Annotated in this window: 30 protein-coding genes and 1 tRNA gene; 20 read left to right on the forward strand and 11 right to left on the reverse strand. The window is 60.0% G+C overall.

The window, feature by feature from the left end; translation table 11 throughout:
• Window positions 1–3: 3 nt before the first annotated feature.
• From AC2ETI_RS18785 to AC2ETI_RS18830, 10 genes are all read left to right on the forward strand, one after another.
• On the forward strand, window positions 4–813 hold the full coding sequence (locus AC2ETI_RS18785) for a hypothetical protein (protein ID WP_483634231.1): 810 nt from the start codon (window positions 4–6) through the stop codon (window positions 811–813).
• A gap of 4 nt (window positions 814–817) precedes the next feature.
• A complete protein-coding gene (locus AC2ETI_RS18790) occupies window positions 818–2,398 on the forward strand; it encodes a Gp37-like protein (protein ID WP_483634232.1) in 1,581 nt (526 codons plus the stop codon).
• Window positions 2,399–2,410: 12 nt separating this feature from the next.
• The gene (locus AC2ETI_RS18795) at window positions 2,411–3,070 is read left to right on the forward strand and encodes a hypothetical protein (RefSeq protein WP_483634233.1); all 660 of its coding nucleotides are present in this window, start codon (window positions 2,411–2,413) and stop codon (window positions 3,068–3,070) included.
• Window positions 3,051–3,788, forward strand: a complete 738-nt coding sequence (locus AC2ETI_RS18800; protein ID WP_483634234.1) for a peptidoglycan recognition protein family protein — start codon at window positions 3,051–3,053, stop codon at window positions 3,786–3,788. The genes AC2ETI_RS18795 and AC2ETI_RS18800 overlap by 20 nt, the downstream gene beginning before the upstream one ends.
• Entirely contained in the window at window positions 3,788–4,081 is a 294-nt protein-coding gene (locus tag AC2ETI_RS18805) for a hypothetical protein (protein WP_483634235.1), read from the forward strand. The genes AC2ETI_RS18800 and AC2ETI_RS18805 overlap by 1 nt, the downstream gene beginning before the upstream one ends.
• A gap of 437 nt (window positions 4,082–4,518) precedes the next feature.
• Window positions 4,519–4,884: a hypothetical protein gene (locus AC2ETI_RS18810; protein ID WP_483634236.1), complete on the forward strand. Its 366-nt coding sequence runs from the start codon at window positions 4,519–4,521 to the stop codon at window positions 4,882–4,884.
• A 1-nt stretch (window position 4,885) separates the two neighbouring features.
• Window positions 4,886–5,473 carry a hypothetical protein gene (locus AC2ETI_RS18815; protein ID WP_483634237.1) on the forward strand — a complete coding sequence of 196 codons (588 nt, stop codon included), beginning with the start codon at window positions 4,886–4,888 and terminating at the stop codon, window positions 5,471–5,473.
• Window positions 5,474–5,477: 4 nt separating this feature from the next.
• Complete coding sequence (locus AC2ETI_RS18820) at window positions 5,478–6,917, forward strand: phage tail fiber repeat family protein (RefSeq protein ID WP_483634238.1); 1,440 nt, start codon at window positions 5,478–5,480, stop codon at window positions 6,915–6,917.
• A 3-nt stretch (window positions 6,918–6,920) separates the two neighbouring features.
• Complete coding sequence (locus AC2ETI_RS18825; protein WP_483634239.1) at window positions 6,921–7,454, forward strand: hypothetical protein; 534 nt, start codon at window positions 6,921–6,923, stop codon at window positions 7,452–7,454.
• A gap of 21 nt (window positions 7,455–7,475) precedes the next feature.
• Window positions 7,476–7,622 carry a hypothetical protein gene (locus AC2ETI_RS18830; protein ID WP_483634240.1) on the forward strand — a complete coding sequence of 49 codons (147 nt, stop codon included), beginning with the start codon at window positions 7,476–7,478 and terminating at the stop codon, window positions 7,620–7,622.
• 51 nt (window positions 7,623–7,673) lie between these two features.
• Here the strand turns inward: AC2ETI_RS18830 and AC2ETI_RS18835 are convergent, their stop codons facing one another.
• A complete protein-coding gene (locus AC2ETI_RS18835; RefSeq protein WP_483634241.1) occupies window positions 7,674–8,552 on the reverse strand; it encodes a glycosyltransferase family 2 protein in 879 nt (292 codons plus the stop codon).
• A 153-nt stretch (window positions 8,553–8,705) separates the two neighbouring features.
• Here AC2ETI_RS18835 and AC2ETI_RS18840 point away from each other — a divergent pair, with 153 nt between their 5' ends.
• Window positions 8,706–9,704 carry a polysaccharide pyruvyl transferase family protein gene (locus AC2ETI_RS18840; RefSeq protein ID WP_483634242.1) on the forward strand — a complete coding sequence of 333 codons (999 nt, stop codon included), beginning with the start codon at window positions 8,706–8,708 and terminating at the stop codon, window positions 9,702–9,704.
• 54 nt (window positions 9,705–9,758) lie between these two features.
• Here AC2ETI_RS18840 and AC2ETI_RS18845 read toward each other — a convergent pair whose 3' ends face one another.
• From AC2ETI_RS18845 to AC2ETI_RS18870, 6 genes are all read right to left on the reverse strand, one after another.
• The gene (locus tag AC2ETI_RS18845; protein ID WP_483634243.1) at window positions 9,759–10,151 is read right to left on the reverse strand and encodes a hypothetical protein; all 393 of its coding nucleotides are present in this window, start codon (window positions 10,149–10,151) and stop codon (window positions 9,759–9,761) included.
• Window positions 10,152–10,178: 27 nt separating this feature from the next.
• Window positions 10,179–10,385, reverse strand: a complete 207-nt coding sequence (locus tag AC2ETI_RS18850) for a ribbon-helix-helix domain-containing protein (RefSeq protein WP_483634244.1) — start codon at window positions 10,383–10,385, stop codon at window positions 10,179–10,181.
• A 128-nt stretch (window positions 10,386–10,513) separates the two neighbouring features.
• Window positions 10,514–11,734, reverse strand: coding sequence for an ATP-binding protein (locus tag AC2ETI_RS18855; RefSeq protein WP_483634280.1), 1,221 nt, complete (start codon window positions 11,732–11,734; stop codon window positions 10,514–10,516).
• Window positions 11,735–11,898: 164 nt separating this feature from the next.
• Window positions 11,899–12,051 carry a hypothetical protein gene (locus tag AC2ETI_RS18860; RefSeq protein ID WP_483634245.1) on the reverse strand — a complete coding sequence of 51 codons (153 nt, stop codon included), beginning with the start codon at window positions 12,049–12,051 and terminating at the stop codon, window positions 11,899–11,901.
• 1,247 nt (window positions 12,052–13,298) lie between these two features.
• Window positions 13,299–14,306 carry a hypothetical protein gene (locus tag AC2ETI_RS18865; protein WP_483634246.1) on the reverse strand — a complete coding sequence of 336 codons (1,008 nt, stop codon included), beginning with the start codon at window positions 14,304–14,306 and terminating at the stop codon, window positions 13,299–13,301.
• A 173-nt stretch (window positions 14,307–14,479) separates the two neighbouring features.
• Window positions 14,480–14,797 (reverse strand): helix-turn-helix domain-containing protein, encoded by a 318-nt coding sequence (locus AC2ETI_RS18870; protein WP_483634247.1) that lies wholly within the window; start codon window positions 14,795–14,797, stop codon window positions 14,480–14,482.
• A gap of 436 nt (window positions 14,798–15,233) precedes the next feature.
• Between AC2ETI_RS18870 and AC2ETI_RS18875 the strand changes: the two genes are divergently transcribed.
• Entirely contained in the window at window positions 15,234–16,049 is an 816-nt protein-coding gene (locus AC2ETI_RS18875; RefSeq protein WP_483634248.1) for a hypothetical protein, read from the forward strand.
• A gap of 264 nt (window positions 16,050–16,313) precedes the next feature.
• Here AC2ETI_RS18875 and AC2ETI_RS18880 read toward each other — a convergent pair whose 3' ends face one another.
• Window positions 16,314–17,276, reverse strand: coding sequence for a pseudouridine synthase (locus AC2ETI_RS18880; protein ID WP_113683161.1), 963 nt, complete (start codon window positions 17,274–17,276; stop codon window positions 16,314–16,316).
• A 187-nt stretch (window positions 17,277–17,463) separates the two neighbouring features.
• Here AC2ETI_RS18880 and AC2ETI_RS18885 point away from each other — a divergent pair.
• Window positions 17,464–17,536, forward strand: a tRNA-His gene (locus AC2ETI_RS18885).
• Window positions 17,537–17,836: 300 nt separating this feature from the next.
• Here the strand turns inward: AC2ETI_RS18885 and AC2ETI_RS18890 are convergent.
• Both AC2ETI_RS18890 and AC2ETI_RS18895 read right to left on the reverse strand, forming a co-directional pair.
• Window positions 17,837–18,901: a glycerophosphodiester phosphodiesterase family protein gene (locus tag AC2ETI_RS18890; RefSeq protein ID WP_113683332.1), complete on the reverse strand. Its 1,065-nt coding sequence runs from the start codon at window positions 18,899–18,901 to the stop codon at window positions 17,837–17,839.
• Between the two features lie 95 nt (window positions 18,902–18,996).
• Window positions 18,997–19,866 (reverse strand): PE-PPE domain-containing protein, encoded by an 870-nt coding sequence (locus AC2ETI_RS18895; RefSeq protein ID WP_483634249.1) that lies wholly within the window; start codon window positions 19,864–19,866, stop codon window positions 18,997–18,999.
• A 107-nt stretch (window positions 19,867–19,973) separates the two neighbouring features.
• On the opposite strand from AC2ETI_RS18895, the gene AC2ETI_RS18900 reads away from it, so the two are divergent.
• The 7 genes from AC2ETI_RS18900 (at window position 19,974) to AC2ETI_RS18930 (ending at window position 24,646) form a co-directional block, all read left to right on the forward strand.
• On the forward strand, window positions 19,974–20,939 hold the full coding sequence (locus AC2ETI_RS18900) for an L-lactate dehydrogenase (RefSeq protein WP_021332766.1): 966 nt from the start codon (window positions 19,974–19,976) through the stop codon (window positions 20,937–20,939).
• A 40-nt stretch (window positions 20,940–20,979) separates the two neighbouring features.
• Window positions 20,980–21,366: a phage holin family protein gene (locus AC2ETI_RS18905; protein WP_019744552.1), complete on the forward strand. Its 387-nt coding sequence runs from the start codon at window positions 20,980–20,982 to the stop codon at window positions 21,364–21,366.
• Entirely contained in the window at window positions 21,363–21,728 is a 366-nt protein-coding gene (locus tag AC2ETI_RS18910; protein ID WP_019744551.1) for a VOC family protein, read from the forward strand. The genes AC2ETI_RS18905 and AC2ETI_RS18910 overlap by 4 nt, the downstream gene beginning before the upstream one ends.
• Before the next feature lie 75 nt (window positions 21,729–21,803).
• Window positions 21,804–22,298 carry an SRPBCC family protein gene (locus tag AC2ETI_RS18915; RefSeq protein ID WP_483634250.1) on the forward strand — a complete coding sequence of 165 codons (495 nt, stop codon included), beginning with the start codon at window positions 21,804–21,806 and terminating at the stop codon, window positions 22,296–22,298.
• Between the two features lie 32 nt (window positions 22,299–22,330).
• Complete coding sequence (locus AC2ETI_RS18920; protein WP_483634251.1) at window positions 22,331–23,659, forward strand: WS/DGAT domain-containing protein; 1,329 nt, start codon at window positions 22,331–22,333, stop codon at window positions 23,657–23,659.
• 20 nt (window positions 23,660–23,679) lie between these two features.
• Window positions 23,680–24,243: a mismatch-specific DNA-glycosylase gene (locus AC2ETI_RS18925; protein ID WP_020970240.1), complete on the forward strand. Its 564-nt coding sequence runs from the start codon at window positions 23,680–23,682 to the stop codon at window positions 24,241–24,243.
• A 52-nt stretch (window positions 24,244–24,295) separates the two neighbouring features.
• A complete protein-coding gene (locus AC2ETI_RS18930) occupies window positions 24,296–24,646 on the forward strand; it encodes a hypothetical protein (protein WP_003945214.1) in 351 nt (116 codons plus the stop codon).
• Window positions 24,647–24,705: 59 nt separating this feature from the next.
• Here AC2ETI_RS18930 and AC2ETI_RS18935 read toward each other — a convergent pair whose 3' ends face one another.
• Entirely contained in the window at window positions 24,706–26,403 is a 1,698-nt protein-coding gene (locus AC2ETI_RS18935) for a fumarate hydratase (RefSeq protein ID WP_069146466.1), read from the reverse strand.
• Window positions 26,404–26,479: the final 76 nt, after the last annotated feature.

Consider the following 26,479-nt stretch of genomic DNA (forward strand, 5'->3'; position numbering starts at 1 on the left):
CGCATGGCAAAGAATTTCGGCTACATAGATATTCTCGGCCGTCCGTGGCACCTCTACGGGTTCATGGAGGCCGCGGAGAACGTTGCGATTCTCGACAAGGCATCGGGACTGTATTTGCCACCGACCGAACTCGTTACGTCGTCGGGGGCATGGCAGATCGGTTCGACGCCCCGTAAAACGATCGAGGACGAGCGCAAGGTCGGACTTCTCATCGGTACACGAGGGGCGACCGAGGACATCCACGACGAAGTCGAAAGTGCTTGGTGGGACGGCTGGTCGACCGAGAGGGCGGGGCGTTTCACGGCGAGCAAAGGCAGCGGCCCGTATCGCTGGCTCGATATCCGCAAGAGCAAAAACCCTCCATCGGAGTGGTCGATCGCGCCCGACGTGAACAACTTCATGGAGCACGACATGGAGTTGGTCGCGTGCAACCCGGCATGGCAAGCAGGGATGCGCGAAGACGAGCAAGTCGTCTCAGGTCAGCAAATCTTCGAACTCACCAATCCGACGGACCGGCCGCTGTGGCCGATCATTCTCGGCACGCCCGGATCGACTTGGGAAATCCAAGACGGCACGACTTCGCGAATGGTGAAGATGCCGGCGCTCAATCAGAACTGGAAGCTCTACACGGATCCGCAGGTTCGAACGCTCGAAGTCGAAAACGGGCCGGCCGTGTGGCCGGAAGCGATGCGCGGCGTCACGTTCACTGAGCCGATTCCGCCGCGAACCATCTATCCGATTCAGTTCAAGATCAAGGGCACCGGCGACATTCGCATCGAATTGATCGACCAGTACTCGAAGCCGTGGGGGTGATTCGGTGAGCGTACTCAGCGCAGTCTCGGAAAAGATCACCGCTCGGCGCGAGAAGGAAGAGCGCGATCACAACGCGCGCGACCGAATCGGGTTGTGTGACAAAGAGTGGCGGCTGATCACCGAGATCGTCGGAGAAGAAGAAGTCGACTTCGGCAAGATGATCAACGACACCGAAGAAGGGCGCTTCGTCCTCCCTGGTGACCATCCGTGGAATGACTGGCTCGTCTATCAGAACACGGTCGAAGAAGACATTCACTTCTATGTCGAGCCGATCGACAACCCCGAGAAACGCATCGGGTACAAGGTCATCGATATCGAGGTCGAGTTCAACGCTGACGATGGCTACGAACGCGTCACAGTGATCGGTCTCGAAGACATCGAGCACGTCAAGAACAACTTGGCATGGGCAAATACGCTCGCACCGTTGGAGTTTCAGTTTCCGAAGTCCGACGTCCAGGCCAAACGCGCGAAGACCGCGGTTCGCTCGTATCTGTTCCGGAACTTCCTCCGCGAGTACCAATCGACCTGGCTTCCTCACCCGTTCAACCTGTGGGACAAGGCCTATTGGAAGAACAACATCGACCCCTCGAAGTGGAAGGTACTGATCGCCCCGCAGATCGGTCCGGACACATCCGAGTGGACTGTTCTCGCAGCACGGTTCGATAACCTGTGGGATCTGATCAAGGCCACTCTCGAAGACGCCGGCCTGATGCTCACGACGCAGCGGTGGATGCCCGGCGACTCACAACCGTTCCCTGATTACTGCATTCTCACCGAGGCGACGCTGATCATCGACGTCGTCGAAGCATCATTCGTCAGTGGCGCGACAGGAACGATCCTGGACCCGATCCTCGACCTCGTGCGCATCGTCTTCCCCGACGGCACGTCAGAGACGGTCACGATCGCGGATCCGAACTCCGGCCAGATGCCTCCGGACGGGGTCAATCCTCCGGTGGTGATCTGGCGAAGATCGCAACACCAAGGCCTCGTGAACTCGAAAATGGGGATACATCACGCGACCGGTCACACCGTGATCATCGGCGGGAAAAGTCCTCAGTGGGTCAATAATTCGGTCAAGCTCTTGCTGAACTCTGCATTGGCGTACATCGGACTACTCATAGGCCTGCCAGCGGCCGGACTCGGCATATTCGACCGAGCTGTCGAAGACGTCATTCTCGCGTGGCAGCGGTTCACGAACACCAAGCGCAAACAGTCGATGGGCTCACACTCGTATCGACAGACATACGCGCCGGGTGACGCCTGGTCACTATCCGGCCTACAGGGCGGCCGAGTTGCCCTGCACGAGAAACGCGGGTTCATCTCGTTCACCGCGGGCGTGATCGATGGCGTGCCATACCGAATCGGCCAAGACGTAGACCTCGGTCATCGCTGTGGATTCGAAATCGGCAAACGAATATGGCTCTCGTACGTGGTGAAAAAGCGCCGCAAATGGTCACGAACGCAGCCGCCGATATGGGAGATCACGATCGGCGATTCACGCGAGGACGAACTCCCCGGCTCGTCTGCACTCCGACTGATCGAAACCCTGCACGCGGAATCGACCAGATATCAGAACCTCATCTAGGAGCGATCGACTATGGCGGAGCACCACCCTGCATTTCCGTACACCTGGCCCGAGTCGATGCACCCCTACAGCTTCATCTTCCTGCATCCGCCGTTCGACGAAAATGGTTCAGCGGGAGTTTCTTTCGAGACTCCGCAATTGAACTCACTCGGGAAGTTTCTCGAAGACCTCGGAGTGAAGTTGCCGAACATCGCTCCGCGATCGATCACGTTGCGGATACGAATCGTTGAGCAGCTCTCGGGCGCGGAGGACGAGTATTTACTCGACCGGTCGCTGACCATTCCAGTGCCGGACGCCGACAAGACCGCCTGGCGCATCGTCACTGGCAGTCGGGTTCCGCCCGGACTTGGGCTCGACAAGCATGGGGGACTGATAGTCGGCCGGCCGAGTCAGACCGGATCCTGGATCGTACGCATTCACGTCGGACCGCTTGTTCATTACCAGCCGCCGCTCGTCGGTGAGATCGGCCCGAACAACCTTGGACAGTGGGTCGACATCGACAAGCCCATCGAGCGCCAAATTCCCACACCGGAACTCGACGATCTTCCCCTCGAAGACCTTCCCGAGAAAGAGATCGAGAAGGTCCGCACGGCGCTGGCGAGATACGACGCCATGCGCGCGAAACATCGAGCACCTAACGAGGAGTACAACAATGGCTCAGTACAAAGCTGACGTCGATATCTACACATCGAACGATTCAGGTCCGCGCAACACAGGCGCGCTGAAGTGGATTATCTTCCACACCACCGAGAACAGCGGCGCCACGACCGCCCAGGACGTAGCCCGATATCAGCAGAACCCGTCCGCCGGCGGCTCGTACAACGTGCTGACCGACAAGTTCGGCACTTCGGTCCGATCGAACGACGACAACTACGTCCCGTGGGCGGCCGGCTCGAATGCCGCAAACATCGGCGGACTGCACATCTCGGTTGTCGGCCAGGCCGCACAATCCCGAGAGGTGTGGCTTCGCGATTACGACAAAGCACTGCGCAAGTCCGCGGAGGTCGTCGCGAAGTGGTCGAAGGACTACGGCATCCCACTCGTTCGACGTTCGTCCGCTGACCTGAAGGCAGGCGTCAAGGGCATTGCGGGGCACAACGAGTGCTCACAAGCCTTCGGCGGCTCTGACCATTGGGACCCCGGAACCGGGTTTCCCTACGACGTCGTCATCGGCTACGCGCAAACAATTCTCAACCCCACCAACCCGTCAACTCCAGGAGGCACCATGTCGTATGAACAGGACACCAACGCGCAGCTCACCGGATCTCCCGAACTGGGCAAGTACCCCGGGTGGCCGCAGCTCGGCAACCGCACCGTCGTCGATGCCCTCGGTGCCATCGGCGCCAAGCTGGGAATCGCCGGGTTCGTCGACAAGAAGGCGGGCCAGTGATGACGAATCCGAATCTCGACATCCTCGGAAACATCCTCCGCGAGAAGGTCGCCGACCAACCGATCGTGAAGCGATATGCGAACACGGTCACGTCCGCCGTAGGCCTCCTTGTGGCTGTTGTGTGGACACTCATCTCCGCTGGCGTCGACCTGCCGTCACAAGTAACGACGGGGGTCCTGCTCCTTGTCAGTGTTTTCACTGTCGTCGGGATCAAGCTCACCCCGAACGGGGTGACAGAAAAGCAGGTCGCTGAGATCGAGGACTATGTCGGCAAGCATCGCGCAGGCAACTGACCCACCTACCCAGTAAGGGGGCCGGTGATGGTCCGCAGAATCGCCCTTGCGGCGCTGGGAGTGTCCTCGGTTTGTCGGGGGTCGTCGTATATCGGCCCCCGCTCTCCCGACTCGGCCCCCGCTCAATTGGCCTTCGTTGACCAAGTCGTTCCGCTGTCCTGGTATGCCGTCGGCTGGATCACGACAGGTGCAATCGCTCTCGTAGCGGTCTTTTGGAAACGCCTTCAGCCACTAGGCATCTCGACAGCCATATTCTTCAATCTGCTCTGGGGTGGGAGCTTCATGCTGTCATGGAAATTCCTGGACGTGCCTCGAGCGGATGTCTCAGCCATCAGTTACTTCACGATCGCCATACTGGCGATGTGCGTGGCTGCGCTCTACGAGCAGTCCCATTCCCTTCCTGGCGTTGAGCCTCCTGGCCTAGAAGGAGGGGATGAATGTCGCCCGCTGCCATAGCGCTCGTCAGTGTAGTCAGTGCTGTGGTCGCAGCCCTTTCGGCATACATCGGCCATCTACTCGCTCGGCGCTCGACGCGCGAAGCGAACATCACCGCAGACTGGACCGCCTTCGCGGAAGCTCAGAAGATCGCCACCGCAAATCTCGAAGAGACGGTCCGGCGCCAAGGCACCGAGCTCACAAACCAAGGCGAGCGGGTTAACCGTCTCGAGCGGATGTTGCGTGACGAGCAGAAGCGATTTCGTCTGGCTGTCAACTTTATTCGCGAGTTGTTGCGGTGGATCGAACATCACGTGCCTGGACAGCAACCCCCAGACGTTCCCGAGTCGTTGAAGGAGGAGGTGTGACATGACTTCACCCGATCATATGGTGCCGCCACCGTCCGGCTCGGGAGCGCAAGACACGAAGGATATTGCCGAACTCCTTGGAACCGGAATGCGCGACGGCCAAGAGGATTTGAACGAGCGAACGGATCTACTGTCCCCGCTTCTCGATTACGGTTCCGCGTACGCGAACACCGTTGCTGGCCTGTTCAACAAAGGGCAAGTGGGATTCACCAACAAAGTCGGACCGATGCAGGGTTGCCATCTCGCGAACGGCCGAATCGTGTTCGACGATCAAGGCCTGTGGGACATCAGGTGCCAGCTGTGGATTGACTACATTCAATTCCTCTCGGGCATGGTCGAGTGGGAGATCCGCGTACTAGACACGGTCGGACAGGTGTTTTCCAGGCAGAAGACACGCATGACCGATTCGGAACCGTTCTCGTCAACCAACATCACATCAGTGGTTGTTCCGACGCCGGGATACCAGGTGCAGATCTACATCACCGAAATGGCACCTGGCCGTGGCGCACTCGGCGGTCCTGCCTTCAACCGCCTGTCCGTGCAACACATCAGCCGCAAAATCAACGAAGGCGATACGGGACAGGGGTAATGGCGTGACAATCATCTTCGAGGACTTCCAGGATCTCGCACTGCGGCCGGACAAGGTCACTGCAACCTTCCACGGCGTCCCATATCGCACCAAGGCCGACGGCGACGGCATGATCACCCCGACTGATATCCCGGTCTACGCCGACGCGTCGGGACGAGTCACGTCCCCGGATCTCGACCCTGGGCCTGGTCGCGTCACGATCGCAACCCAGAACTGGCAAGCCACCTACGATTTCATGATTCCAGACTCTGGAAGCCACCGCCTTTCAGAACTCGAACAGATCGTGATCTCCGACCATAAAGTCATCACCAAGGGGGAGAAGGGGGATGTCGGCGCTGGCGTCACCCTCTCCGGTTCTGTGCCGACGTACGCAGATCTCGGCCCTGGCCCGTGGGATCTCGGCGCGGCGTTTGTCGTCAATGCGGACGGATTGCTCTACATCTACGGCACGACTGGATGGCCGGCCGATGGCGAAGGTGCAGCGTTCCGTGGTGAGCGCGGACTGTCGATTAATTCCGTCGCGGTAGTCGGTAATCAGTTGCAGTTCGGGCTCGAGGACAGCACTGCGCTACCCAAAGTTACGGTCCCGGCACTGGCCCAGGCGTCGGCAGACGCGGCGTCGGCCGCTACATCTCGCACGGCGGTTGACACGGCCAAGGCGGACACGTTCACCGCGCGTGACGCGACACTTGCGGCGAAGGGGCAGGTCGACACTGCGCGGACGGACACGCTCAACGCGAAGTCGTCAGTCGATGCGAGCGTCGGCACAGTGGCAGCCGACAAAGCTGCAACGATTGCGGCTCGCGATGTGACGCTTTCTGCGACGACGCAGGCCGAAGGATTTGCGAGCACCGCCAGTGCGCAGGCCGGCGCGGCGAACCTGAGCGCGACATCTTCGGCTACCTCTGCGAACGCATCCTCGATCCACGCCGATCGATCTGCGGCCGAAGCTGACCGCGCCGAGGCTGCGGCGGATGAAATCGCCACTGGCGCAGTTGCCGACAATGCGATCTCGACGATCAAGGTGCAAGACGGCGCTGTCACGAAACCGAAGCTCGGCACGTCTGTGCAGGCGAGTCTCGACAAGGCCGACAGTGCAGTCCAGGGGACCGATGCACGATTGACTGACGCTCGACCACCGACCGCGCACACTCACGCGATCGGGAATGTCACAGGTCTACAGACTGCGCTCGACGGGAAGTCGGCGACTGCGCACACGCATACAGCTGCCGACATCTCGGACGCTACGACCGTGGGCCGAAACGTCATGAAGGCCACCGATGCTGCTGCTGGGCGTACTGCGATCGGTGCGGGCACGGGAAACTCGAACCTATCGATCGGAACAACGTCGACGACAGCAATGCGTGGTGACGCGAACCAGTTCGTGACCGTACTGCCGACGACTGGACAGATCGCCGGTGTCATCTACCACGTGACGGAGTAGCCGGTGCCTGGATACAGCTGGAATGGCAGTGCGTGGAAGAAGGTTCTCCGCAAGACGATGTGGACCGGTACGGCATGGAAGGACATCAAGTCCTCACACCGCTGGACAGGCTCGGCATGGGAAACGATCTACTCGTCGTTCACCCCTGTTGGCATGTTGAAGTCAGGAACATTCGCCACACCATCTTCGTCCACACCTATACAAGTAACTGGATGGGGGAGCGACCCGGCATATCCTGGCAGCATCGTGACTAGCAATGCGCTGGTTGCATCTGGCACGAAGGCCGCTACTTTGGAAGTTTCGGTGGTATTCGGCCGACAGTACTTCAACCGGATCTACAAGGTGGAAGTGCGCCGAGGATCCACCGTTGTCGCTTCCCAAACCGCAACCGCGCCTGCAAATACCGGAACCTATGCAGTTTCCATTGCGCCCTCGGAGATTGCGGTGGCAAGCGGGGACCAGTTCACTGTGTGGGTAAGCGTCTCTGCGTTCGACAACACAGTGATTGAGGCTGGAAGCTTCGTCCGGATCTCGTGAACTACCTGAGATGATCGGGGCATGGCCTTCGAACCTGACCCCGACATCGGCCAACCCGGCACGGTGAAACTCGCTGACGGACGCTGGGCATACCGCTGGAAAGACGCACCGGACGCTGAACTGATCATCATGAAGCAGCCGGAAACGCCCGCAGAATCTGCGGATTAGAAACGACTGACGCCCCATCCTCATCGCGAGGGTGGGGCGTCTTTTGTCGTTTCACACGTAGATAACGCGCTGGTTAGCACTGCCAGCGATCCGTCCAGCCAGATGCCCGGCGTGGGTGACCCATTTACCCCGTGGCAGACCCGTCAAAGCCTGCGGAACAAGAGGGTTGAGAAGAACAAGGCCTGCAACCTCGGTGGCCACTGAACGAAAAGATGATCGACGGAAGCCATGGTGGCGGTGCTTTGCGTACAGGATCGCGTCCGCGGTGCCGTACGCCTTTGCCTGCTTCCACGCTGCCTTCAATCCTTCACGTAGGCGGTATGCAACGAGCGCACGTGGTTCATAGGCGAATGTCATGCCGGCCTGTTGAATCCGCCAGGAAATATCCACATCTTCGCCGATCAGCATGTCTTCATCGCAGCCGCCGACCGCCTGGTAGGACGACTTCCACACGCCGAAATTGCAGCCCATTGCGTGAGGCAAGTATGTCGCGTACGAGTATGGCTCGTCTCGAGGTTCGAGGCGGCGCCACTTCTGAACCTCATCCGAATTGATCGACGCCGTTTCCAGTGCGCCACTGACGAGGTCCGCTCCGGGGGCGGCTTCGACTAACGCCTTCAGCCACGTCGAGTGAACCCGATCGTCCGCATCACAAAAGGCGACGAACTCGCCAGAGGCTGCAGCCACTCCAGCGTTTCGTGCATGGGAAATTCCTTGCCTACGAGATGCCGAGACCCACCGCAGATTCAGTCGACTCGCCTGCGGATGATCCTCAATGAAATCCCGCAACCCGTCCGTGGAGTTGTTGTCGCTGACAATCACTTCCATCGGAGCGTCGTATTGCTGAGAAGACAGAGCTTGAAGTTGTTCGTCGATGACATCGACGCCGTTGTACGTGGGAATGACGACTGAGACGAGACTGGGGGACACTAGTCGAACATACCGTTCAGTCTAAAGTTTTGCTAACTAACTCCACCTCGCCCACGTCGGAACGGGCTGACCCCCGGCTTGGCATGAAGAGCGCCATGTCGAACATGAACCGCGGGGTGAGAGGTCAACTGCGAACAGGAGATACTTCTCGCAATGGAAACAACTGCGATCGACAAAATTCAGGCCGACACGCTGACGGTCCTGCGAACCCTCTTCGAACCTGGGCAGAGTGTTGCGCTTCTCGATTTTCCGGATCACTTCAACGCAGGCGATCATCTGATCTGGCTAGGCCAACTGAAGTACCTCAAACAACTGGGCCTTCAAATCAACTACACCGCAGATCCTTTGCGGTACGACGCCGAGTTGCTTCGCGACTTGGTGCCAGACGGCCCCATCCTGCTTACCGGCGGCGGAAACCTCGGTGACAGGTGGACAGTCGACCAGGATTTCCGAGAGCGCGTCATCCAAGATTTCCCGGATCGACAGATCATTCAACTACCCCAGAGCGTGGACTTTGCCGATGAGTCGCCTCGCCTTGCGATGGCGAAATCAGTCTTCGGTGCTCACCCGGACCTGACCATTCTGATCAGAGACACCGTGAGCCTGCGTAAGGCACGCGACTGGTTCCCCACCTGCAAGGTTATGTTCTGTCCTGACTTGGCATTTGGGGTTGGCGTCCTCGCGCCCGCAGGCGACCCCGCGGTAGATGTGTTGTACCTCAAGCGCGCTGATTCGGAGTCGATCCCAGAGAATGGATACCTGCCGGGAAGCGGTGTCACTGCGACCGAGCGAGACTGGGAGATTGGTAGCGCACCTCAGTGGCACTACCTGCATATCCCAGCTGCGTTTGCGATGCAGTTCCCGAAACTCGGCAGGCGATTGCAACCCACGGTCACGAAGTTCTACGAGAAGATTTCCACCGCAGCAGTCAATCGTGCAATCGCCAATCTGTCAGACGGCAAGGTAGTTGTTACCGATCGACTTCACGCAACAATCTTGGCCACGTTGATCGGACGGGAAGTAGCCGCCTTCAACAACGCGAACGGCAAGGTCCGTGCGATCTACGAGGACTACCTAAACACTGTTCCAGGCGTGACATTTCTAGAGTCCCCGGCACAAGCGCGCGCGTTCGTGGAATCTTCAATCTCTTGATTGCTTCACGACAAAGCCCCCAACCTTTCGAGGTTGGGGGCCTTTGTGGTTGCCCTACTTCTTTTCGTCGCTGTGGGTCGCGTAATAGAAGCCAGTAACCGCACCGAGCAAGGTCACTGAGGGGGCGAAGAGCAACTCCACGAGCGTTCGTATGTCGCTGAGTTGCAGCTTTAGTTGCTCATGCGCTGCAAGCAGCACAAATGAAAGAAGGACAATGCCCGAAACGATGCCCAGTAGCCAGTAGGCGATGTGCTTTCGCACGTTGTCGCGTCCGGGCAACGGATTGTAATTTTCGAGCTTGGGCCCGACTTTCGACCCCTGGTCATCGTTCGGACTTGCGGTTGCATATTGGGCGACCTCATCGTTGCCCAAGTCGCGCAGGTCCTCCAACGGAATGCCATCTCCACTGGGAGATGCTCGCGGGTGGACACCTTCTGAACTGGTCATGACACCCCTAAGCGCCGATCGAGAAGATCAGCGGATCACAAGCCGCTGCACGACGTCGTTCTTGTCTTTTACTAGGATCGCACCACCATCTGCCTCCTGCTCCTCAACGAACTTCTGCAAACTGATTGAACGACGCAGCGCTTCGGTCATCGTCGTTCCATCGCGCTTTGCCATATCCTTAAGCGCCTGAACGGCATCTTCTGGAAGGTTGACGGACACCTTGACGTTTGCCACGACTACTCCTTTTTATGCTGGTCACCACCAACTTTGACCGTCCCCGAATGCCCGGCCACGGCCGGGGTATGGAAGCGGTATGGCAATAGTATGGCAAAAATATGGTTGACGCAATAGCATTGATTTCGCTATCTGGCAACTCTCTCTACCGGGATTCCCTGGACGATTCCGGCCATGACGACGAACGGTTGCATGAGCGGACTCGTAAAGCGGTACGTGTGCCGCCGGTCGGGACCCGTTACACAGAGGATCTGGCCTCGTGATTCGGTGCACAACTGCGCCAAAATCCGCGTGACTGAAGATGCTGCGGGCAACGAAAGCAGCTCGAATTGATCACGGATGGCCGCTGGAGTAACCCATCCCTGATCGTCACACTCAGCCAGAGCGCATGCAACGAGGACGTTTCGGTACCCGTCACTTCGTCCGCCAATCGCGATTCGATAAGTGTTGAGAAGGCTGTGATGGGAGTGTTCGACGGCGTTCTCGACACCTGTCTCCACATCCGTGGTGGTCACGTCCGTGCGGCCATCTTCGGTTGCTCCGACCGCTGCGTGTTGAGCGACGAGATGAGTGAAATGAGGCAGGCCGCGGCTGAGGACCGCAATTCGCTGCAGCGCGAGCGGCTCGATCGACATCTCAACCGTCTCGAGGCCCTTCGTGACGATTTCCATCAATTCGTCGAGCGACATTCGAGGCATGCGAATTTGGTGGAGATTACGCTCCGTGCTCCGATGAGCTTCAATCAACTGTTCGACGTTTTCTGCAACACCGATGAAGACAATCGTCACGCTCAAGTCATCGTCTGAGAGAGCCTTCACCAGCTCTGCGAATGGTCTGCGTGCTCGGGCCCGTGCTCGATCAAACTCGTCGATGAAGAGAACGATATTGTCGCCCCCGGTGGAGAGCTGCTCGAAAACATTGGCGACGTCAGTTTGCGATAACTCACCTTTCGGCAGCATCGAGGTGAGCGCGATGCTCTTGGATTGTGAGTCGGGCGAAAAACCGATGGACACCTGTTCGGTCACAACATTGACTTTGGCGAACGCCTTTCGGCAGATCGAGGAGAAGTCATCCGTTTGGTTGCAACTGACGTACAGCGCCGTGATTCCCGGAATCGTGAGAATCTTCATCATGGTTTTGCCGAGACTCGTTTTGCCTACGCCTGGTTCGCCATAGATGACAGCATGCTGCCCTCGGTTCTGGATTGCGTAGAGCAATCTCTTCATCTCGCCGGATCGGCCTGCGAAAAGGAGCTTCTCACGAACGGGAGCGGAAGGCGTAAAGACTGCCCGGACAGTTCCCGCGCGCCGTCCGCGATCGGTACTTACCTCAGCCAACGAAAGATCCATCCTGTCGAGCACTCACAGACAAGAGTATTGGCCGATGAGCAGCAGTGGAGCGGAGAACTCACTTTATCTCATGAACGTGACATGACCGGTCGGTTGACTGCTTTAGTCAATCGGGTGGCTACCCAGCCTTCGGTTCTGACTGGCGCGCGCCCGGTGACCGCTTTTCAGACGTTTCCGAGATCCGTCCGCGTACCTCGGCCGAGGCGCGATTCCATCCATGCGTCGATCGCCTCGGGGAGCCGGCCGAAGTTACGCCCGACCTGTGTATTGGCCGCACGGCGGGTGTTGTGAGCGCGAGCAGGAGTCGTTTCATGCACAGATCAAACCAGACGGAATGCTCGCCGTGCCGCCAAGGCGCCCACCGGCGCGGAGCGTGACCGCAGCTCGGTGGGCGGCGCGCTCGAACTGTCGGGGACGGGCGCGCGGTCTTGGCGGTCCGCCGACGGTAGCTGTGAACATCCAGTCGGCGGACCATGCGTGTCGGGACCGATGAAAGTTCGACACGCAGATCAGTGGTCCGCCGGAGATCAGGTGGGGTTCGTTCCGGCGGACCAAACCGGAGGTGCCCCGGCCGTTCGCTTTGCAAACATGGGCGGTCCGCCCGTTCGCTAGTCAGCAACGAACGGGCGGACCAGATTGGTTGCCTCACTCGACCTGCGCGTGACCACATTGTGGGTAAGGCGTGCATCGACGTTGGAGGCCGGATGCCGTTCTAACTTTACCGAAGGAGGGGTGAGCCCGCTGATCATCGAGGAGGTGCCCACCGAGCATTTCTTGTGCCGTACTCGGTGGGCGCGCGTGTCGTACCGCTCCCCAGTCTCGACACGCAGTTCTCGGCAGCCCGCCCGATCGCTCATCAGTAACAACCAGGCGGGCCGTGTGCGCCCAAATCCGATTAAGGAAAAGACGCACAGTCCACAGGTGGCCCGCTCGAGCTAAATCGGGGGGGCTCGTCGAGCGGGCCAGGTACGCGCCGCGGGGGGGTGCAACGCGCACCGGGCGATGCTACTTCGCGCCGCGAACGAATGCCTATTGGCAGGGCCCGGCTGGTCTTCCCTTACCCTCCGGACCCCGCGGAGCAGACGCTACCACTAGTCGAACAGGTGTGCGAATCTTGGAGTATGCGGTCGACAGAACGAGCCCCACAACACTGCCCGAACGGGCACCCGCTGGCGGCGAACACATGCCTCGTCGGCTGGGAAGTCTGCGGCTGCACAACCGCTCACAACGGCGGCCATCGGACCCACTACTGCCGACAGTGCGGCGAGACGATCCGGACGCCTGAATGCTCCGGTGCGAGCCCGCAGAAGTCGCGGTGGAACTAGCCGAACAAATTCTCCCAGGGTGAGGACATTCCGGCCTGAGTGCGCGCGGCTCGGCGATCTGCACGGCGCTGCTTTCGGGCAGCTCGACTCTCCACCGTGTTTGCTCGGTACAGGATGTAGAGGCCGATCGCGAGCGCGAAATACGGCCACGCGCCGTACCCGCCGAAAAATAGCAAGGCGATGCCGATCGCGAGAAGTGTGGAGCCAACGGAAGGGCTTAATTCTCCCGCGACCCAGTGCTAGAACGGATGCGCGGATTGCCACCAGCAGGAGCGTTGTCCCGCGGCGTCTACTTCATAAGTCACTCCGATCTCGCCGAGCCAGTCGAGCATCCTGGCTGCCCCCTGGTAGATCGCAGCGGCTAGCTCGCCGGTGTCGACGTCGCGGTCTGATGAGGGAATTGACCTCAGGATGTTGAGTAGGTCGGGCCAAAAAGTAGCGGTGTATCGATGCCAGTCTTCAGGTGCGCTTGGCGGTAGTGGGTCACGGTCCTCGGCGACATACAGGGCTGCCATGTAGGCGAGCGCTTTGACGAACTCTTTAGCTGCAGTAAGTGTACGGATGCATGCTGTCCACCGGTCTTCCGGAATGAGTTGAACTGCCTCGTTAAGTGCTGCACGGAAGTGCTGGATATCGTCATCGAGGGACTCGTCCGCTGGGTATCCGCTGACCACAATGCGGTTGGCTGCGAGTTCGCATCTGTATTCGTCCACCGCCTCTGCAAAGCCCGCCACGATGTCGTTCACGGTTGCCGACTCGCCCAGGAGGTCAAGGTAGCTCGAGTCTGTCTGGCGCTGATGCATCAAGATGTGTTGAGGCTCGTGCGCCGCTAGGTGTTCCACTGTGGCGGTGATGCGCAGAACTTCGTCGGGAGACTGTCCCTCGAAGCTGGCAAATCGGAGGTAGTCGATAACGATGTCAAAGCTTCCGTCTGAGTGCACGACCGTTTTCGCAGCCGCCAAATTGGCGCCCCGCTGCCGATCGTAAGGTGAATCATCTTCCCTTGCAATTGAATTGATTCGGTTGAGCGTATTTGCCATGTCCGCTGAGATCCAGATACGGACGCGAGTTTGAGGCGGAACGATGTCGCTGACAGTTGTCTCCACAGCCTTCACTCGGCCATGGATCAGCCCAGGTTCTTGGTAAAGCTCAAGGATTCGAGGTAGGCCGCGTACTCGTTCAAATTCCGCTTTCAACTGAGGGGAAACGCCGTCGTAGTGGACAGTAATCCACTCGATGTCTTTCAATTTCGGGCCTCTGTGGGGAGACTTTCGGCCCCTGCTTTTTGCCATAAGTCAATGATGCAGCATTTTGCGGCTGCGTCTTCACATAAACGCGACACGAGGTATAGAAACGAGATACACACCGAGCTCGACCCACCCCATCGCTATATGGGGCCGTCTCGTCGAAAGAACGGCCGTCAGCGACTGAACTGCTCGTTCGCTCCAATGAAGCGCTCAATCTCCATCGTCGATACCTTGCGGCCGCGACCAATCTGGATGCATTTGAGCTCCCCTGCATTCCAGAGTTGCCGGACCGTGATCGCATGTATTCCCAGAACCTTTCCTGCCTCAACCGCGTTGAGTAGACGCGGGCCGGGAGGGATTTGCTCGATTCCGGTCGGCGTCACTTGCGTTGGGTCCATGGGAACCGGCTGATTCTGCGTCAGTTCGCGGACGATCATGCGGAGTGCCTCGACGACGTTCCCGGGAATATTGATAGGTTCCATTTCGGTCATTGTCCGAGTCAACCTCATTTGAATTAGAGGCCACCGCGGCGCCAGGCGATCGCATCAGAGGGCAGGATCAGCCATCGACTCTTTCGTCCACCGGCCTGTCGGGCCCTGAGTTCGCCATTTTGACAAGCGCGCACCACTGCGTCGTACGACGGACTCGTGTAGGAGCCCGCCCCTTGCCACCCAAGTAGGAAAGCAATCTGTTTCGGGCTTTGCGGGATCTCGGCAGCGATCGCAGCTTTCGTCATGAGGACGAAATTACCTGTGCCGCGGTAGGTCTTACAGGACCGTCGCGACTCTCCCGAATCCGAAGCAAATGCAGAAGTATGTGGTTGCATACGGCGGGCAGTCGATGGAGCATCGGATGATGAGATGGCCCAAGCCTGAGGTAGGCGACCACTTTGCACATCGGTCACGCCCGAAGGACCCTCTTGCCGAGGTGGAGATTCTCAAGCTTGGTGTAAAGAGAAGGCAGCATCAGCGCATCAATGTGCGCTGGGTCGATGAATCGTTTGAGGGGCAACGCGACTGGGTTCCGGCCACGCGGCTGAAATGCTATTGGAGGGACAGAGGCGACTTTCTGGCCTGGGAACGCAATTGGGCGGCGATCATTCCAAACCTGCGCGGCTCTGACGAAGTATGGGCGGCCGAGCTGGTGTTCGGGGTTGCCGTTGAGGCTAAGGTGGCCAGTGTCGGAATCAACAAGGAATCCGGTGTCGCTTGGATCTTCGACGTCGACGCGCTCGCGGCGCTACTGAACGTCGGTGTGGAGTTCTTCGACGATCCACTCAGTTTCACTGACGATGATGCATTGATCGTGAGTTGGCCAACAACTGAACGGATCTGCCGGCGACTCGCGGAAGTCCACACCGACGATGTCGTTCGAATGGTCACCAATAACTATGTGCCGGCTGTCCATCCACAGGATAAAGGCTTCGAGGACGACGCTTACGAACTTGTCCTCGATTGGTGCGGGCGACGAGGTCGCGCAGTCACCGACGATGTCGTCGCGCTGCGCAACGAACTCGCCCGGGTCCGGGAGATCGCAGAGAACGCGATTCAACTATTTCGCGATTCCGGATCATTGGCCAAGGCTGCCCGGACGCGGGACGCCAATACGCTACAGCGTCAGTTGAGTGGGAATGCTGACGATCGCCCCGCCGTTGATCGCGTGAAATTTGGTCGATGGAAGGCCGGATACGGACCACGGCATTCACCCAGGTTTCCATTGATTCGGTACGACGGCACGGATTAGATTTCGGAGGCTATGCCGCGCGACTACAGCTAGGGATTTCCAGCTTCAAATGAGGCGTAGTTATGAATGGAAGACACTGTCCGCATCCTCTGGAAATCTCGCTTCTGGTACGCAGAGGGTACGCAGTAGGCCCGAAACATGCCCAATCTCGCCAACAAAGGAAACGTACCTTTTCGCAGGTCAAGAGGATTGCCCTGTCTAGTCAGTTCTAGTCAACGCACGAGAACACATTCCGCTTCAACGTCTAAATCCGGCTTCTGGTCCTCACCCCACGGGCAACTCGCTGAGCGTCCGACGTGTCACAAACCGCCGCGCTCTCCCAGTCAACGGGTCGGTGAATTCGAGTTCCCTCGCGAGCAATTGGAGTGGGAGGGAATGATCGTCCGGGGCGTCGGGAAGCAGGTCGGGGTATCGCCGGTCGCCCAGGATCCCGGCGCCGAGAGCTGCCAGATGCACCCGTAACTGGTGCATCCGTCCGGACTGCGGACGTAGAACCGTGTGCAGCACAGCACGTCCGGAGGCGCTCACGCCCATCCCTCGCGCCTCGATCGTGGTCTCGGAGTTGGGTTCACGGCTGTCGTCGACGACGACCCGCAACTCGCCGCGTCGAGCTTCGATGTGGTTGCGGTAAACGAGAGGGACGTCGAGCGCTGGCGCATCCTGGCCCCACCGGGACGGTCGCGCCGACACCGCCTCGTAGACCTTCGTGACCTGCCGCTTCTCGAACAGTGACTGGTACGCGCCGCGCGTCGCGGGGCGGGCCGAGAACATCACCACCCCTGCGGTGCCGCGGTCGAGTCTATGGATCGGGGTCAGATCTGGGTTGTCGAGGCGGACCCGCAGTCGGACGAGCGCCGACTCGCGCAGGTAACGCCCGCTGGGGGTGGTCGGGAGAAAATGTGGTTTGTCGATCACGACGAGATCGTCGTCGAGGTGCAGGATCTCCTCGCGGAACGGCACCGGGTCCTCCGCCGGTAACTCGCGGTAGTACCAGACGAACCGGTGCGCGCTGAGCTCGGTGCTCCGGCAGATCGGGTGGCCGTCGATACCCACGAACTCGCCGTCATCGAACCGCCGATACAGGTTTTCGGCGTCCAGATGGTCGAACTTGGCTACGACGTACTCGGCGATCGTCGTCCATGGCCCAGAGAGCGGGATGCGTAGACGCGTCGGGCCAACCCCGTTCTTGACGGGCAGCGGTGGGGACATGGACACACAGGTAATCATCCCATCGACTGCTGGTCAGCGGTGATTCGGTGCGGCCTGGCCGGAGACGTCCCCGCGGGGACGTGGGGACCAACTCGGAGCGGTGATCACCAGAGATCGTCGAGTCGAAAATCAGTAGCGCAGGCGAGATGTGGGCCCGTATGGTTCGGCAGAGAAAGATCGCAGTCGAAAAGCACTGCGGTCCATACCTTCTGTAGCTCAATTGGTGAGAGCACCCGACTGTGACTCGGGCGACGGCGGATCGTAACCGCCCAGAGGGACTCAGTTCAGATACGGCTGACGTGAGGACTCTAGGCGCAGAGACCGGCAGCCCTTTGCCTGCACAGTTGTCGAACGAGCCTCAGCCGGTATTCCCTGAATCGCCGAACAGCATTCCAGTCACCCGCCATTTCCGCGTCGGCAAGTAGGTATTCGCAGTTGTCCAACTGATCCTTCAAAGACATCATCAGAATTCACCTCCGATCACCCGAGCAAGTACCTGTCCAGGATGCGTCCGGCGACACCCCGCGGACATCGGCCGAAGTACCTGTTCAGGTACCTGCTTCGGTGCGCGGTGGAGGTTACTTCTTGACCGCAGGCGCTGGTAGCGGCATACCGCGCTCGGACAGGACGGCGCGGAGACGGTCAGGGTAATCGGTGATGATTCCGTCGACACCCAGGTCTATGAGGGCGTGCATGGTGGCGGGATCATCGACGGTCCACGGGATGACCTTCATGCCACGCGCATGTGCGCTCGCGATCATGTCGGCTGTCGGGTACAAGGCGAAGCCGGGGTCGCCGACCTTTCCACCCTGGGGAGTTCCTTGGACAGGGGAGTAGGCGGAGGCGCCGAAGGTTGCCACCGCCGCGATGCCGTCGCCACCGAAATCATCGATGTCCAGACCGCCGAGCCACGGTGACGCTCCGTCCTTGCCTACCTGGAGAAAGTCACCGTTGGTGAGCGCGACCACGGGCACACTCGGCGCGAGTTGACGGGTGAGCATGAGCGAGCCCCAGTCGAAGCTCTGAATGGTGACGCTGTCCAACAATCCGGCTGCCCGGATCGTATCGAGGACTACAGAGACGAACTGCTCACGCGGGGCGGTCTCGTGGGGCGCTCCCGCTTCCACCTTGGTCTCGATGTTGAGCTTGATTCCGGGTGCGTTGTACGACTTCACCAGAGCGAGCACTTCTTCGAGTGTCTGCATTTTCGCTCCCGGAACATTTTGCTGCTCAGGGTATCCGGCAAGGGGGAGCGTGCCACAGTCCATGGTCTTGATCTGTTGCAGGCTCAGCGTGTTGACGAATTTGCCGACGTACGGGAACTCCGGGTCGCCGGTAGTGGCGGGCTCGGTGTCGAGGCATTTCTTGTTCGAGATCTTACGATCGTGCGTGACGACAGCGATCCCGTCCTCGGTGATCTGGGTATCGAGTTCCAGTGTGCTGACGCCCATTTCGAGAGCATTGGAGAACGCGGCCAGGCTGCTCTCCGTGTACAGGCCGAGCCCGCCACGGTGGGCTTGGACGTCGAACGTCGAAACCGGCTGGGGAGCTGAACTACCGAACGAACCGGACCAGTCGAGACTGCCGGTTGGCGATGCGCCGGCCGGGGTCGCCAGGGCGGTGAGGGGGAGTGCGACGGTCACGGCGGCACACCACAATATTCTGCTCAGTTGCATGAAAGGAACGTAAGGGCGTCGAATGGCTCGCCGGGGTTCGTTAGGTAAACTAACGGTAAAAGTCAGGCTGCGTGAACGCGCTGCTCGACGCCGTTTGCCTGGACCTTCATCCACGACGCCAGAAGCTCGCACCCGGTCAGTCCGCTCTCGTCGAGAGGTTCGATCGCGTAGCTGATGTGTCTACCGCCGCGAGGGTTCTCCAGCTGAAAGCGGTTCAGGTTCAACCGCGTCGGCAGATAGCCGAGGACTTCGAGGAACGCGGTGCGAATGCGTCGTAGATCGGTGCGCCACTGTTTCGGACTGAAACGAGTCTTCTGCGCATTCTGGAAAGCATTGCTACGAAGTAGTTCCCAAACTTTTTGTGCCCACACGCGTGCCTGGGAGAAGGACATCCAGCGCGTCAAGTCTGCGATGTCGCGAATGTAGCTGTCGTCGCTGGCATTACAGATCATGTCCTGTGGGTGCCCGATCCACTTGACCGGAATCCACGGCTGGACTTCGGGTCCGTCGCCGGCAACTCCGTGTCCCTCGCAACCTTCGATGACGCCGGTCGGTTGTTGTGGATCGGAGATCAGTCCGGCTCCGATGATGTTGGCGCCGTTCAGCGTCGGAGAAGTCGTCGGAGAAGTCAATGTCGGGAGTGCCGCGCGGATCACGGTGCATCCCTGTGAGTATCCGATCAGCATGACTGGGCCGTCTGTCTCTGCGATTGCGGTCGAGAGGGCCTTCACACCCATCGCGGTGCTGTGCCGAAAGCTCAGGCCGCCGTCGGCGACCGGGCCGTACGACGCGGGATAGGCGACCCAGCGAGAATCGAATCGACTGTCGAGTTCGTCGGTGACGGCACTGAGGAGTCCGCGCACACGCGCGCCGTGGTCGCCGACGTGGGATTCGCCGGTGCCGCCAACTGCAAGAACGGTTACCTCAGCCATGCCAGCGATGATCCACGTCGATTCTGAGAGGCCGGCATCCAAACCCTGAGAAGAGGCTGGCAATCCGTTGTGCTGCGAAATCGTTATCGAGCGAGCACCATTTACCCATGACGACGCCGAATCGTTCATCCAGGCGAAAAGTGTCCGTTGTCGGTGCGGGAAGCGTCGGCACTGCGATTGCGTACGCGTGCTTGATACGCGGATCAGCCGACGCGCTCGCCCTCTACGACACCAACAGTGCAAAGGTCCGCGCCGAAGTTCTCGATCTCAACCACGGAACCCAGTTCACACCGCCGTGCACCGTCGAGGGAGGTGATGACATCTCGGTCACCGCGGGATCCGACTTGGTCGTCGTCACCGCGGGCGCAAAACAGCATCCCGGCCAGTCGCGGCTCGAACTTGCCGCGGTGAACGTCAAGATTGCACAGACTCTGACCGAACAACTATTGGCGGTGTCACCGGACGCGGTTCTACTCTTCGTCACCAACCCGGTCGACGTGGCGACCTACGCAGCGATCCAGGCTGCGGGACCGTCGTACCGCAGCCGAATTTTCGGATCGGGGACGGTGCTCGACACGGCCCGATTGCGATTCCTGCTGGCCACCGAACTCGGAGTCGCGGTCGAGAACGTCCATGCCTTCATCGTCGGCGAGCACGGGGACTCCGAGATTCCGCTCTGGTCGAGCGCAACCATCGGCGGAGTGCCGGCAACCTCGTTCGTGGGACCGTCGGGCGGCGTCCTCGGCCCCGACTTACGCGCGAGTGTCGCGAAGTCTGTGGTCGAGAGTGCCTACGAGATCATCGAAGGAAAGGGTGCGACCAACCTCGCCATCGGATTGTCGAGCGCATTCATCGCGGAAGTCGTGTTGCGGGACGAACAACGGGTTCTTCCGGTATCGACCTTGCAGACCGGTGTCCACGGACTCGATCGCGTTTGCCTGTCCCTTCCCACGATGGTCGGTCGTGCGGGTGCCGGTCGAGTCCTCGAGGTACCGCTCTCAGAAAAAGAGGCTTCGGGGCTCCGATCTTCTGCCCGTACATTGCGAGAGGTGCAGGAATCTCTGGGATTGTGAATATCTGTTCTGCTCGATATCCGACATATAGGATCAACAAATGATCAGCTTCCTGATTCGCGCCGCGATCTTCCTGGGTTCTGCCGCTGTCGGGCTTCTTGTTGCGTCGTTGATTCTTTCGGGCTTCTCGGCGCCCACATCCGGATTCATCGTTGCGGTCGTGATCTTTGCGATAGCGCAGTCGGTCCTGGCGCCGTTCATCGCGACAGTGGCAAAGCGCCACGCACCAGCATTTCTCGGCGGAATCGGATTGGTGTCGACGTTTGTCGCTCTGTTGGTGGCGTCGCTCTTCTCCAATCTGTCGATCTCCGGTGTCTCGACGTGGATTCTGGGAACAGTCGTCGTGTGGCTGGTAACAGCACTTGCGACGCTGGTGCTTCCGTTGTTGTTCGTGCGTAAGAAAGTTCAGGAGAAGAAGGCTCAGTGACGCGTCCGAACATCGGTATGGACTACTCAGTCCTGGACTGCCCGGATCCGGCTGCATTGGCCAACTTCTACGTCCAGGTCCTCGACTGGAAAAGCGTTCGGGACGAAGATGATTGGCACGTGATCGAAGGACCCGCCGGCGAGCGGCTCGCGTTTCAGCTTGCTCCGGATTTTGTTCCGGTCGACTGGCCGACATCCGGCGTCGGAATCCATCTGGATCTGCTCGTCGATTCTCTCGACCCCGCGGAGGCTTGGGTGATCAGCCTGGGTGCGCAGCGGGTGACCGGCATCCCGGAGCATCAGACTTTCCGCGTCTACCGCGACCCGGTCGGTCACCACTTCTGCCTGTGTCTGCGCGACTGAGTGTCGACTCGCCCCGATCTCGTCGACCGTGGATAATTCCGAACACTTGTCACGCCCGAGAATTGGAGATCGACGATGGCTTCGCAGAATTCCGACGAATTCCTGGTAGAACGTACGACGATCGTCAAGGCAGAAGCATCGGTCGTCTTCGCGTTGATCAACGATTTCCACCAGTGGACGCAGTGGTCGCCCTGGGAAGGTCTCGACCCGGCAATGCAGCGCACGTACGCGGGTCCTGACGCGGGCGTCGGGGCTTCGTACGCCTGGGCCGGAAACAAGAAGGCAGGCTCCGGTTCGATGGTGATAACCGAATCCGTCCCAGACGAACGCGTAGTTTTGGACCTGGCCTTCCTCAAGCCGTTCAAGGCACAGAACGTCACCACCTTTCTCATCTCTCCGAATGCCGGTGCCTCTCCCAATGCCGGTGAAGTTCAGGTGACGTGGAAGATGACTGGAAAGAAGAATCTGTTCTTAAAGATCTTCGGTTTCATCTTCAGCATGGACAAGCTCGTCGGAAAGGATTTCGAGAAGGGCCTGTCCCAGCTGAAAGCTGCTGCCGAAAAGGGCTGACGAGCCGGTGGTACCGTCTCCCGGTGTTACGGATGACGCCCACCGATGCCCAAACCTTCTGGATTTCGGAGAAGATCCCCAACGATCAACTACTGCTCTACTGTTTCGGCGGGCAGAGCCAGTCGATCGACGAGCTACGACGCTCGGTGGTGGAACGAGCGTCGCTCATTCCGGATCTCAATGTTCGGATTCGTGAATCACCGTGGCATCTCGACTATCCGCTCTGGGATCCCATGCCGGTCGATGCCTCGTTGGTGAGAGTGCATGAGCTGCCGGATGACTCGTGGCCATCGTGTATTCACGGAATCGAAAAGCTTCTCGAAAACCACGTCGACCCGCGTGAGTCCCCGTGGACGCTTCACCTGTTCCACGGCGTCACCGGCGCGCCGCGTTGTAGCGGCCCGGCGCTGATCGCAGTTCTGCAGGTCGCTCATTCTCTGGCGGACGGCAAACGCGCGTCGGCGATTGCTCGCCAGCTGTTCTCGCCGCAACCGCCCGCGCAGCAGAAGACGGACGTGCGGCGTAGCGGATCAGCCGAGATTCTGGGCCGCGCCGCCCTGCGCCTTCCGGGTCAACTTGTTTCGCTGTTCCGCGACGGCCGGGCGGGGCACCGAGCGCAGTTACAGCTGCAGGCGGACACCGAATCGGGAGTTGTTGCGCCGCAGGCGGCGAGCCGTCCCAAGGTGCGCTCCAACATCCCGCCTGGACCTCACCGACTGGTGCGCATGGTCGTGCGGGACAGCGCAGATTTCCGTGGCGACGGCGTATCCGTCACAGTCGGAGCGATGACAGCCATCTCGGTAGCGATGGCGAATTACCTCACCCAGCGAGACGGCTCGGTACCGCCGGAACTGGGAGCTGAGGTGACCATCGCCAAGGCGGGTACACCCACGGCGCGCAACCACTTCCGCAATGCAGGTGTCGGACTGTTCCCGGATATCGATGACCTCCGTGAGCGAGCTCAACGGATCAAGGCGTCGACGGACGAGCGTCGCGCACGGGCATCCCATCCGTCCAGCGCAGCGTCGGATCTCGCGCTGAACGCGGTTCCCGGCCCGCTGGTCCGTTGGGGCGTGCAGCAATACGATTTCACGGCAGTGCCCGACGAGGTCACCGGCAACACCGTGGTGTCGAGTGTCGCGCGCGGTGACGCGGATCTGGTGCTCGGAGGCGGCGTCGTTCGGTTCACAGCGGGCTTCCCGAGTTTGTCACCGGTCATGTCGTTGACCCACGGCGTACACGGGATCGGAGACACGGTGACGATCAGCATCACCAGCAGTCCGGCCTCGATCCCGGACATCGACGTGTACGAGCAGATGATGCACGACGCGATCGACGAGGTACGCGAAGCGCTGTCGTGACGGCCTGATGTACTGGCAGCATGGGATTCACGCGCGCCGAACTGGAATCATTCCGAGACGCCGAGATCGAGGATCTGATCGGGCCGAATTGTCGTCTGTTGTTCGTCGGTATCAATCCGGGACTGTGGACGGCGGCGACCGGCGCGCATTTCGCCAGGCCGGGTAATCGGTTCTACCCGGCACTGCTGAGGGCAGGCATCATCGAGCGTCCGATCGATCCTTCCGCGGGTATGTCGGACGCCGATACGCAGCACCTGATCGATCGCGGCGTCGGTATCACCAATCTCGCCGTTCGCGCGACGGCCAGAGCCGACGAGTTGACGGCGGAGGAGCTTGCCGCCGGGGGAGTGCGGGTGCGGGCGGTCGTGCGTGCGACAAAACCGAAAGTAGTTGCCTTCGCCGGGATCACCGCCTATCGAACAGCTTTCGGTGACAAGAAGGCGAAGGCCGGGCGCCAAGACCGTGATTTCGAGGGGGCAAAACTGTGGATCGTGCCCAATCCCAGTGGCCTCAACGCACACGAGACGGTGGACACCTTGGCAGCGAAATATCGTTCCGCCGCATCCGAAGCCGGACTTCTCTGAGAGAAGTCGCAGTTCCGTTCGGCCAGAACAAGGTACAAGTTAAAGTGCTTGTATGTCTGTTCTATACAACGTTTTTGTAGTGATTCACCTACTCGGTATGGCTGCCCTGGTCGGTAGCTACTTCACCGTCCTCAAGGCTCCTTCGATCACCGAGGTCATGGTGTGGGGTGCCAGGATGCAGTTCGTGTCCGGCCTGATCATCGTCGGCTTGGGCGAAGGCGCGCTGGACAAGAACTACATTCACGCGAAAATCGCTGTGAAGCTGGTGCTTTCGCTGGTGATCGTGGCGCTGGCCGAGATCACCCGGGCGAAGCAGAAGAAGGGGCAACCCAATCCGAATCTGGTGCACGTCGTCGGCGGGTTGTCGATCGTAACCGTATTCGTGGCTGCGCTCTGGACCTGACAAGACACAAAAGAGCCCCGGCGATCGAAACTCGCCGGGGCTCTTTGCTGCTGACGCGTCTACAGGCCCGGACGCTTGCCGATCGTCAGGGTCACTTCACCGGTGTGGGCGAAGAAGTCGTTGCCCTTGTCGTCGACGACGATGAACGCGGGGAAGTCCTCGACGTCGATCTTCCAGACGGCTTCCATACCCAGTTCGGCGTACTCGAGGATGTCGACCTTCTTGATGCAGTCGAGTGCCAGACGAGCCGCCGGCCCACCGATCGATCCGAGGTAGAAACCTCCGTGGGTGTTGCAGGCGTCGGTAACCTGCATGGAACGGTTTCCCTTGGCCAGCATGATCATCGAGCCACCGGCGGCCTGGAACTGCTCGACGTACGAGTCCATACGGCCGGCCGTGGTCGGGCCGAACGAACCCGACGCCATACCGTCGGGCGTCTTGGCTGGGCCGGCGTAGTACACCGGGTGATCCTTGAGGTACTGCGGCATCTCTTCACCTGCGTCGAGACGCTCTTTGATCTTGGCGTGCGCGATGTCGCGTGCCACGACGAGCGGACCGGTGAGCGACAGACGAGTCTTCACCGGGTGCTTGGAAAGCTCGGCGAGGATCTCGGCCATCGGCTTGGTGAGGTCGATCTTGACCGCAGCACCCTTGCCGGTACCCGAAATGCCATCGGTCTCTTCGTCGAGCTGAGCGTCCGTGACCTCGGGCAGGAAACGGCCCGGGTTGAATTCGAGCTGTTCCAGGAACACGCCCTCCGGCGTGATTTTGGCCTTCGCCTGTCGATCGGCCGAGCACGACACCGCAATGGCGACGGGCAATGAAGCGCCGTGGCGGGGGAGTCGAACGACGCGGACGTCGTGGCAGAAGTACTTACCGCCGAACTGTGCGCCAATGCCGATCTTCTGCGTGAGCTCGAAGACCTTCTTCTCGAGTTCGTGATCGCGGAAGCCGCGGCCCGTGATGGCGCCTTCGGTGGGGAGCTCGTCGAGGTAGTGTGCCGACGCGTACTTCGCCGTCTTCATCGCGAACTCGGCCGACGTGCCGCCGACGACGATCGCGAGGTGGTACGGCGGGCAGGCAGCAGTGCCGAGTGAGCGGATCTTTGCCTCGAGGAACTGCATCATCGAGTCGGGGTTCAGGATCGCTTTGGTTTCCTGGTACAGGTAGGACTTGTTGGCGCTGCCGCCGCCCTTGGCCATGAAGAGGAACTTGTACGAGTTCTCATGTCCGGCAGCAGTATCGGCGTACAGCTCGATCTGCGCGGGCAAGTTATTGCCAGTGTTCTTCTCGTCCCACATCGTGATGGGGGCGTTCTGCGAGTAGCGCAGGTTCAGACGCGTGTAGGCGTCGTAGACACCGCGGGCAATGGACTTCTCGTCGTCGCCGGGGGTGAGTACGTGCTGTCCACGCTTGCCCATGACGATGGCGGTTCCGGTGTCCTGGCACATCGGCAGAACGCCGGCAGCGGCGATATTGGCGTTCTTGAGCAGATCGAGCGCGACGAACTTGTCGTTGTTCGACGCTTCGGGATCGTCGAGGATGCTCGCGAGTTGCGTCAGGTGATCCGTGCGCAGGTAATGAGAGATGTCGTGCAGCGCCGTTTCGGTCAGCAAGCGCATCGCTTCCGGCTCGACCTGCAGGAAGGTGCGGCCGTCCGGTCCCTCGACTGTCGACACCCCTTCGGTGGTGAGCAATCGGTACTCGGTGGTGTCATCACCGATCGGCAACAGGTCCTCATAGAGGAAGTCGGCCATCATCTCTCCTGAACAAGGGTGCGTGCGAGGGTCGCATTCAGGTTATCGTTGGGGGTTTCCTTCTCCGAATCGGGGC

The sequence above is a fragment of the Rhodococcus sp. MurmanLake-1 genome (genome assembly GCF_056945715.1).